The following is a 1,233-nucleotide window of genomic DNA, read 5'->3' as shown; positions in this document are numbered from 1 at the left end:
TTCCAGAGTACGAACACCTGCAATTATGGGGTCAATTACGGAAACGCCGTGAGCCTCTCCGATACTCTCTGCAAAACCGGTCATCCCTGCGCATCCCAAGAGAATCACCTCCGCCCCATCATCAACCGCCAAATCAATAATTTTCCGTAACCGATCGCACGCACGTTCACGGCAGGTTTCGAGCTCCAGAACGGGCATATCCAAGGAGTAAATTCCAGCCATCCTTGATCCCAGAGCATATTGATCCACCATGTTTTTCATCATCGGCACAGCCTTACGCAGAGCCGTTACGATAGCAAATCGCGAACCCAGAAGCAACGATAAGGATAAGGATGCTTCGGCGATCCCAACAACGGGAACCCTCGCAATTTCCTTCAGAGCATATAGGCCTGGATCCCCAAAACAGGCAAGCAGGATACCATCGTAGTCTCTCATGTCAATTTTTCTGAAAGACTGCAATGTCGCATAGACGGCAAGAGAATATTCGTAAAAGCTTTCCAGAGAGCGCGGCCCCGTCTCGGCTCCCAAAACATCGACCCTGCTTCCTGGACGAACCTGGGACAGTGCAGTCCGTCGTATCGACTCTGTCATTTCCCCGCTGGAATTAGGATTGAACACGAGATAAGAGGGCACAGTTATTACCTCCTGATAAACTATCCAATCACCCACCGTCACCTAAGAACTCAATCTCGCCTCTAAAACATCCTCCAAAGCTTGGACGCTAATCAGATCTCGGGGGATACCAAACTCTCCCAAAGCTTGTGCCAGCTGGGTAATTTCAGGAGGTTTGACAAAAGTCGCGGCCAAAAGCTTACTCTGCGCAAAAACCTCGTGAGTCGGTCCATCAAGGAGGACCTTCCCCTGAGCCAAAGCAATCGTACGTTTTGCATATTTCGCGATAATGTCCATCTCATGTGTGATGATGATGATGGTATGTCCCTCATTTTCGTTGAGGTGCCGCAGGAAGTTCATTACTTCTATGGCTTGGATGTGATCTTGTCCTGTAGTAGGCTCATCTACGATGATGACGCTTGGGCGAAGAGAAAGAATCGAGGCGATCGACACTCTTTGGCGCAATCCCTTGGGAAGAAAAAAAGGATGCATATCCATGTGCTCTTCACGAACGCCGGCAATCCTGGAGGCCTCCTTAACCCGCTCCTCGATCTCCGAAGTCGAAAGACCGATGTTCGTTGGCGCGTAGGCAATCTCCTTACGAACCTGATTGTTGAAGAG

2 protein-coding genes are annotated in these 1,233 nt (G+C 49.9%); both read right to left on the bottom strand.

The features are described from left to right. Positions 1–633, bottom strand: a 633-nt coding sequence (locus Q0176_RS04070; RefSeq protein ID WP_299299492.1) for an aspartate/glutamate racemase family protein, incomplete at its 3' end; no start/stop codon positions are given. Positions 634–675: 42 nt separating this feature from the next. After that, positions 676–1,233, bottom strand: a 558-nt coding sequence (locus Q0176_RS04065; RefSeq protein ID WP_366797146.1) for an ATP-binding cassette domain-containing protein, incomplete at its 5' end; no start/stop codon positions are given.

It is taken from the genome of uncultured Fretibacterium sp., assembly GCF_938040765.1.
Taxonomy (GTDB): Bacteria; Synergistota; Synergistia; order Synergistales; family Aminobacteriaceae; genus CAJPSE01.
This window is presented reverse-complemented; position numbering and strand designations above follow the sequence as displayed.